At 32.0% G+C, this 9,704-nt stretch carries 2 protein-coding genes; both read left to right on the forward strand.

Translation table 11 applies throughout. The features are described 5' to 3' along the window. The coding region (locus tag BXU01_RS23950) for an amino acid adenylation domain-containing protein (RefSeq protein WP_123774174.1) at window positions 1-1,873 on the forward strand (1,873 nt) is incomplete at its 5' end. Then, a partial coding sequence (locus BXU01_RS23955) for a non-ribosomal peptide synthetase (RefSeq protein ID WP_083696226.1) occupies window positions 1,873-9,704 on the forward strand: 7,832 nt, incomplete at its 3' end. The genes BXU01_RS23950 and BXU01_RS23955, both read left to right, overlap by 1 nt.

A 9,704-nucleotide genomic window follows, 5' to 3' on the forward strand; every position in this document is an offset into this window, starting at 1 on the left:
AGATCCGGAAATGAGTATTGACAAGATCGATTACATTACGGCTTTAGAAAGAGAGGAACTTTTAAACGGTTTCAACAACACGAAGGCAGATTATCCTGCGGATAAAACCATAATCGATTTGTTTGAACAGCAGGTATTAAAATCACCGGAGCAAGTAGCATTAAAGGATGATTTTAGATTTTATTCCTATTCGGAACTTGACAAATTATCAAGCAAAATAGCAGCATATCTTATTGACACTTTTGGTGAAAATGATAAATCAGGAATTGCAATTTTATTAGATCGATCTGTTGATATGGTAGCAGTTTTATTAGGCATATTAAAATCAGGCAGATCTTATATTCCATTAGATCCCGTTTTTCCAAAAGACAGATTAAGATATATTATTGAAAATAGTAAAAGCAAAATACTTATCAGTGAAAATGAATACGAATTGGAAGGAGCTAAAAACTTATCTAAAATATCATTAGAAGATATTTTAGAAAACACAAACCGATTTGAAGGAAATTTAACTGTAAAAGTATCGCCAGAAGACACAGCTTATATAATTTATACATCAGGTTCAACAGGTAATCCAAAAGGGGTAGAAATAGGACATCAATCTTTGATTAACTTTTTGTGCAGTATGCAAGAAAAACCAGGAATTAGTTCAAAAGATATATTTTTCTCGGTTACGACTTATTCTTTTGATATTTCAATTTTAGAGTTTTTCGGGCCTTTAATTTCAGGAGCTACTTTGTATGTTGCCAATCAGAAAGTCTTATCTGATCCTTCTCTTATTATAGAAAAATTAGAGCAAATACAACCTACTATAATTCAATCAACTCCAAGCTTTTACCAATTATTATTTAATATGGACTGGCATGGAAACAAAAAGACAAAAATGCTTTGCGGTGGTGATTTATTGAGTGAATCCTTAGCCAAAGATTTATTAAACAGAAGTTTAGAGGTGTGGAATATGTATGGGCCAACGGAAACCACTATCTGGTCGAGTGTAAAAAAGATAGAACATTTTTTTGATGCTTCTAATATTGGAACACCGATAAATAATACACAAATATATATTCTGGACCAGTTTTTAAAACCGAAATCAATAGCAGTATCAGGCGATATTTATATAAGTGGAGACGGATTGGCGAAAGGATATTATAAAAATCAAAAGCTAACAAAAAAGAGCTTTATCAAAAATCCATTTCATGATAAAAGTTTATTGTATAAAACCGGAGATGTTGGTAAATGGAACTACAAAGGAGAGATTGAGTTTTTAGGAAGAAATGATAACCAGATTAAAATAAGGGGTTATAGAATTGAACTTGGCGATATTGAAAAAAATATTCTAAAGTATTCTGAAAGTTTAAAACAAGTTATTTTAGAATTAAAAGAAGTAAATAATGAAAAAGTACTGGCTGCCTATTTTGTATCTGCTATAAATATTGATAAATCTGAGTTGCGCAGTTTTCTTCAGGAAAGACTTCCGGATTATATGGTTCCAAATTTTTACATACAATTAGAAAAATTACCATTAACACCTAACGGAAAGACAGATAGAAAAGCTTTACCTGATATCGAAGAAAAAGATATTATAAAGAAAGAATTTGTAGCCCCAAGAAACGATACAGAAGAACGATTGGTTTTGATATGGAAAGAAGTTTTGAATATAGAAGAAATAGGAGTTACAGATAATTTTTTCGAATTGGGCGGACATAGCTTAAATGCTATGATTGTGATAAAAAAAATCATAACAGAGTTTAATGTAGAAATTTCGATAGGAGATATTTTATTCAAAAGAGAAATACAAGCTATAGCAGCCATAATAAATGAGAAAGAGTGGTTGCATACTAGTCTTGATTTTAAAAATGAAATAATTATATAATGAGAGAGTTAATCGACAGGCTTAGACAAAATAAAATTCATGTTTCTTTAGATAATGAAAATCTGAAATTAAAATTCGATCATCATGAAATTCCAAATTTACTTTTGGAAGAAATCAAGAAAAATAAGGTAGAGATTTTACAATTTTTAAAAGACAATAGCAGATCGTATAATCTTTATACACCTATTGATCCGGCACCAGTATCAGAATCATATCCGTTGTCTGCTTCGCAATACCGATTATGGATATTAAGTCAGTTTCAAGGTGGATCAGTGGCTTATAATATTCCGGCAGCAGTTCGAATAAAAGGAAGAATAGATATTCTAAAATTCGAAAAATCTTTTAAAATATTAATTAATCGTCATGAGATTTTAAGAACTGAGTTCAAAACAAATGAAGATGGAGAAAACCGCCAATATATTGTTGCGGAAGAATCGCTGAATTTTAGAATAACCTGCAAAGATTATAGTTTAGTAGAGGATCAGGAAGCAATGATTGCTGATTATTTAGAAAGAGAAAATAGTATTCCGTTTGATTTGACGAAGGACTTATTATTAAGGGTTTGTCTAATTAAACTGAAGGAAGATGATTATGTTTTATTTCTCTCTCTGCATCATATTATTGTTGACGGCTGGTCGATGGAATTATTAATTTCTGAAATTATAAAAATATATAATGCTCTTATAAAAGAAAAAGAAATTGATTTACCAAATTTAAAAATACAATACAAAGATTATGCAGTCTGGCTAAATTCTTCCTTGCAGCAGGAAAAATACAAAGCTTCAGAGCAATATTGGCTTAATCAGTTTAAAGGAGAATTACCGATATTGGATCTGCCTGGTTTTAAACCTCGTCCGCAGTTACAAACCTACAATGGAGATCGTTTAAGGCATAAATTCTCAAAGCGTTTTTCAGACAAGATAAAATTATTTTCAAAAGAAAATGATGTTACTGTATTTATGATATTGATGACTGGTATAAATAGTCTTTTGTATCGATATACGGGACAAAACGATATTGTTTTAGGAACTCCGATAGCGGGCAGGGAACATCCGGATTTAGAGAATCAGATAGGGTTGTATTTAAATACACTAGCTATTAGAACTCAATTTGAAAAGAATTTAAGTTTTCTGGATTTACTGAATAAAGAAAAGAAAGTTTTATTAGAAGCTTACAAGCATCAAAGTTATCCATTTGATGCATTGGTGGGAAAACTGCATTTAAAAAGAGATGCCAGCCGTTCTGCTTTATTTGATGTTATTATCGATTTTAAGAGTGTGTCAGAAACAGATATTGCTGCTTTACCGCGACTTGAAGGAATAGAAATAAGCGAATATGATTTTAAAAATAAGGTAGCAAAAGTAGATCTTAATTTCACTTTCATAGAATCAAAGGAGTTAGATCTTGTAATTGACTACAATACTGATATTTATGATGCTTATTCAATTGAGAAAATGTTTGCCCATTTTGAAAACTTAGTGATGCAGTTGTTAGACAATCCTGACAGCATAATTGAGACCATCCAATATTTAACAGACAAAGAGAAAAATCAATTACTGATAGATTTTAATAATACAGAAATATATTATCTAAAAGAAAAAACGATAATTGATTTGTTTGAAGAACAGGTTAGTAAAGCACCAGAGAATATCGCTTTGGTATTTGAAGGAAAACAATTAACCTATAGAGAATTTAACATTAAAGTTAATCAATTGGCTGATTGCTTAATAAAAGAATATGGTATAAAAGAGGGCGATACTGTAGGGACTCAGTTAAATAAAAACGAATGGGCGATTATTTCCATATTAGGAATATTAAAAGCAGGCGCTGTATTTGTGCCTATTGAGCCTGAATTGCCTGCTGCCCGTAAATCGTTTGTTGCAGAAGATGCCGGAATAAAATTATTGATAACTGAGGTATCGTATTTATTGGATCTGGGTTTCTATGAAGGAGCTGTTTTTGCTATAGATGTAGAGTTTGAATCTTCAGAATTCAATGCAAATTTTGAGAAATTAGAAATAGATGTCAAAAATTTGGCCTACGTTATTTATACTTCTGGATCAACAGGTAATCCAAAGGGAGTAATGATAGAACATGAGTCGTTATCCAATTATCTGTATTGGGCCAAATCGGCTTATTTAGAAGGAGGTTTATCAAATACAAATTTTGGTTTGTTTACTTCATTATCTTTTGATTTAACACTAACCAGTTTGTTTTTACCTTTAGTTAGTGGCGGAAGTTTGTATTTGTTTGATGCCGATAAAGAAATATCCAATATTCTTAAGCAATATTTTCAAAGTAAAATTTCCTGTGTTAAACTAACACCTTCTCATATAAGCATTTTAGAAAGTTTAGGTATAAAAGACAGTAACATCGAATTAGTAATAGTTGGAGGAGAAGAACTTCGTAGAAGTCATGTAAATACATTAAGGGAAATAAATCCTAAAATTAAAATTTATAATGAATACGGCCCAACTGAAGCTACTGTTGGTTGTGTTGTTTATGAAGTAAAACCAAATGATGAATCTATTTTAATAGGTACTCCAATTTCAAACACATCCATTTTAATTTTAGATGAATATCAGGGATTACAATCTCAGGGAAAATCTGGTGAAATTTATATTTCCGGATCCGGTTTGGCCAGAGGTTATATAAATAATCCGGAGCTTACATCAGAAAAATTTATTCACAATCCTTTTATGCAAGGCAGAATGTATAAAACAGGCGACCTTGGATATTGGCTTCCTGATGGTAATATTAAGTTCTTAGGCAGAAAAGATCATCAGGTAAAAATTAGAGGACACAGAATTGAGCTTGAAGAAATAGAGAATCAGATTTTAGAATATTCAGAAGATTTAAAACATGTTGTTGTTACGGTAAAAGAATCAAATGCCGACAAAAATCTAGTCGCCTATTTTGTATCAGATTCAGTAATCGACAAGTCAGAATTACGTGCTTTTTTAAATGAAAATTTACCGGATTATATGGTTCCCGGTTTTTATGTAGCGCTAACAGAACTTCCTCTGACATCAAACGGAAAAATAGACCGAAATAGCTTACCGGATGTTGATTCGCAGGATATTATAAAGAATAAGTACATTGCTCCGCGTAATGAAACAGAAGAAGATCTGATTAAAATCTGGGAAGAAGTTTTAGGAATAGAAAAAATAGGAATAAGCGATAACTTCTTTGAATTGGGCGGGCATAGTTTAGTTATGGTTCAGGTCATTAACAGATTATATAAAAAATCCGGTAAAAGTATTTCATTTAGTGATTTCTTTAAAAATCCTACGATTGAGTCTTTAGCAGATCAGTTAAAAGACGACACTTATATTGCAATTGAAAATACTCCGGAGATGGAATCTTATCCGATGTCACCATCGCAGGAAAGATTTTGGATTCTAAGCCAGTTAGAGGGTGGGTCTCTGGCATATAATATACCTGCTGCCGTAAAGTTTGAAGGAAAAATTAATGCAGATAAACTCGAAGAATCCTTTAGGTTATTGATAAAGCGTCATGAAATTTTACGAACCAATTTCAAAACAAACGACGAAGGCGAAAACCGTCAATATATTACTGCTGCAGACCTTTTTGCTTTTGCATTGTCAAGAAAAGATTTTAGTTTAGAGAATAATCCCGAAGAAAGCCTTCAGTCTTATTTAAAAGAAAACAATAATGTTATTTTTAATCTTGAAAAAGATTTGCTTATACGTGCAAGTCTAATAAAACTAGAAGAAGAAACGTATGTTTTTTACCTGTCTATGCACCACATTATTGGTGATGGCTGGTCAATGGAATTATTAATTGCCGAAATAGTAAAAAGCTACAATGCACTTATAGCAGAAAAAGAAATTACATTACCCGTATTAACCCTACAATACAAAGATTATGCGGTATGGTTAAATGCAGTATTACAGCAGGAAAAACAAAAACATTCAGAGCAATATTGGTTTAATCAGTTTTCAGGAGAAATATCGGTATTGAATTTACCAGGTTTTAAAACTCGCCCGTTAGTAAAAACGTATAACGGAGATCGTGTAAGCTATGAATTTTCAACAGAATTAACAGATAAAATAAAAGCCTTTTCACAAGATCAGGATGTTACGATTTTCATGACCTTAATGGCTGCTGTAAATACGTTATTGCACCGTTATACCAACCAGTACGACATTATAGTGGGTACGCCTGTTGCAGGAAGAGAACATCCTGATTTAGAAAATCAATTAGGATTGTATCTTAATACGCTGGCTATTCGTACACAGCTAAAAGAAGAAATGAATTTTTCTGAGCTGCTGGATTTACAAAAAGAAACACTTTTAAGCGCATACGAGCATCAGAATTATCCTTTTGATTCGTTGGTTGGCAAACTAAATCTATCCAGAGATACAAGCCGTTCTGCCTTATTTGATGTCTTGGTTGTTTTACAAAACCAGGGGCAATTGAATAACCTTAATACCGAAGAATTATCTAATATTCAGGTAAGTGGTTATGGTCTTATAAATAAAATTTCAAAATTTGATCTGAGTTTTACTTTTATGGAAAACCAGAGATTAAGTCTTTTAATAGAATATAATACAGATATTTATGATAGCTCTTTAATAGCTCGAATGTTTTTGCATTTAGAAAACATCTTTTTGGCATTGTTATCAAATCCTGAAATTAGTATTTCTAAAATAGATTATCTGTCGGCAGAAGAAAAGCAGCAATTGCTGTTAACCTTTAATAACAATAAAACCGATTATCCAAAAGATAAAACCATAATTGAATTATTTGAAGAGCAGGCATTACATACACCCAATAATATTGCCGTTGTGTTTGAAGATATAAAGCTGACATTTAAAGAACTCAACGAAAAAGCGAATCAATTAGGAAGATATTTAAGGGAGCAGTACCAAATTAAAGCAGATGATTTAGTTGGTATTAAGCTTGACAGAAATGAAAAAACGATTATTGCAATGCTGGGTATTTTAAAATCCGGAGCCGCATATGTGCCAATCGATATTAATTATCCGGAAGAGCGAATAGCTTATATAGAACAGGATAGTAAAAGTAAAGTTGTAATAAATGACGAAGAATTAAAAAGGTTTAATGCGATAAAAGGGCAGTATTCGACAGAGAATCCCGAAAAAATAAACCATGCTAATGATTTGGTTTATGTAATCTATACTTCAGGAACTACAGGAAACCCAAAAGGTGTAATGGTAGAGCATAAAAATGTCATTCGCTTAGTAAGACAAACCAACTTTATAGCGACAGATGAAATTGGCAATATACTGAGTTTATCCAATTTTTCTTTTGATGGATCTGTTTTTGATATTTTTTCAGCACTTTTAAACGGGACAGCTTTAATAATTCCTGTACAGAATTCTTATTTAGACATGTCTTCTTTGGGCAAGTTAATAAAAGATCAAAATGTAAATACGTTTTTTATTACTACGGCATTGTTTAATAATCTGACAGATAGTGATTTGGATTTAAAAAATATCAGATATGTATTGTTTGGAGGTGAACTTGTATCTGTAAATCATACTTTAAAATTTAAAAATAAATACCCGTGGATTCATTTAATTCACGTTTACGGGCCAACAGAAAACACGGTGTTTTCTTCTTATTATGAAGTAAAAAATGTCGAAGTTTCGCAGGATACTATTCCGATAGGAAAAGCAATAGCAAATTCTGATTGTTATATTTTAAGTGCAAATAATGAACTACAGCCTATAGGTTCTGTGGGTGAAATTTGTGTTGGCGGAGATGGTTTGGCAAGAGGATACTTAAATCAGCCAGCGCTAACTGCGACTAAATTTGTACCGCATCCATTTAAAATAGCAGAAAGAATTTATAAATCCGGAGATCTTGGCAGATTATTGCCGGATGGGAATATTGAATTTTTAAACAGAAATGATCATCAGGTTAAGATCAGAGGATTCAGGATAGAACCTGGAGAAATAGAAAGCATAATTTTGCAGTATTCAGAAAGCTTAAAACAGGTTTTTGTTGCCGTAAAACAAGTCAATAAAGAAAAAGTATTGGTTGCATATCTGGTATCTGATGATTTAGATAAATCAAAATTACGCCAGTATCTGCAAGAAAAACTGCCGGAATATATGATTCCGGGTTTTTATATCGTGTTGAAAGAATTGCCATTAACCTCTAATGGAAAAGTCGATACTAAAACATTGCCGGAAATTTCAGGAGAAGATATAGTATTGAAGGAATATATTGCCCCAAGAAACGAGACAGAACAAAAGCTGGCCTTAATATGGCAAAATGTTTTAGGTCTTGAAAAAATTGGTATTTTAGATAATTTCTTTGAATTAGGAGGTCACAGTTTAATGGTGGCTCAGGTAATCAATCAAATCCACAAGCAATTAGGGAAAACAGTATCTTTTAAAGTGTTTTTTGAAAGCCAGACTATAGAAAAAATAAGCAGGCAATTACAAGGCAATGCATATATTGCTATTCCTAAAGCTGCTACAGAAGAATCATATCCTTTATCAGCCGCTCAATATCGCTTATGGATACTCAGCCAATTTGAAGGTGGTTCACTGGCTTATAATATTTCTACCGCTATTCGATTAACAGGATTAATTGAAGCAGATAAATTTGAAGAATCTTTTAAGCTGTTAATCAACCGTCATGAAATTTTAAGAACGAACTTCAAAACAAACGAAGCCGGAGAAATTCGTCAATATGTTGTTCCTGCAGCGTCCGTAGATTTTAAAATAATTCAGGAAGATTTTACTTTAACAACAAATAAGGAAGAGGCAATTAATGCTTATTTGCAAAAAAAGAACAGTATTCCGTTTGATTTAGAAAACGGACCACTAATACGGGCTTCGCTTATTAAACTAAAAGAACAAGAATTTGTTTTTTGCTTATCGATACATCATATCATTGGTGACGGATGGTCGATAGAACTTTTAGTTTCTGAAATTGTAAAAGCTTATAATGCGCTTTTGCAATCTAAAAAAATTGATTTAGCAGATCTAAGTATTCAGTATAAAGATTATGCCGTATGGAATAATGACGAATTACAGCAAAACAAACATGTAATCTCAGAGCAGTACTGGTTAAATAAATTTCAGGGAGAATTACCAATACTGGAGCTTCCAGCTTTTAAGACTCGCCCTGTAGTACAAACCTATAATGGAGAAACTAAATCACATCGTTATTCTAAATCATTTTTAGATAAGTTAAAATCATTTTCAAAAGAGTCTGATGTTACGTTGTTTATGACCTTAATGACTGGTATAAATGCTCTTTTGCATCGCTATACAGGGCACAACGATATTATTTTAGGAACTCCAATAGCAGGCAGAGACCATCCGGATTTAGAAAATCAGCTTGGTTTGTATGTAAACACTTTGGCGATTAGAACCCAATTTAAAGAAAACGGAAGCTTTTTAGATTTACTGGCGCACGAAAAAGAAATTTTACTGGAAGCTTATGAACATCAGAGTTATCCGTTTGACCAATTAGTGGGAAAACTGGATTTAATCAGAGACACAAGCCGTTCAGCATTATTTGATGTAATGGTTGTTTTACAGAACCAAAACCAGCTTAATAATATTAATAGTGGAGAAGAATTAACAAATCTTGAGATAAGCAATTATTTGCTTGAAAATAAAACTTCTCAATTTGATATGAGTTTTACTTTTTCGGAAGATGATGGTTTAAAACTGGCAATTGAATATAACACCGATATATATGAAAATGATTTTATAAAAGAAATATTTTCTCATTTTGAATTTTTACTGACACAATTATTGGAAAACTCTGCGGCGCCTGTTGAAAGTTTCAGCTACCTCTGTACAGAAGAAAAAGAGCAGTT

It is taken from the genome of [Flexibacter] sp. ATCC 35103 (assembly GCF_001975985.1).
Classification (GTDB): domain Bacteria; phylum Bacteroidota; class Bacteroidia; order Flavobacteriales; family Flavobacteriaceae; genus Flavobacterium.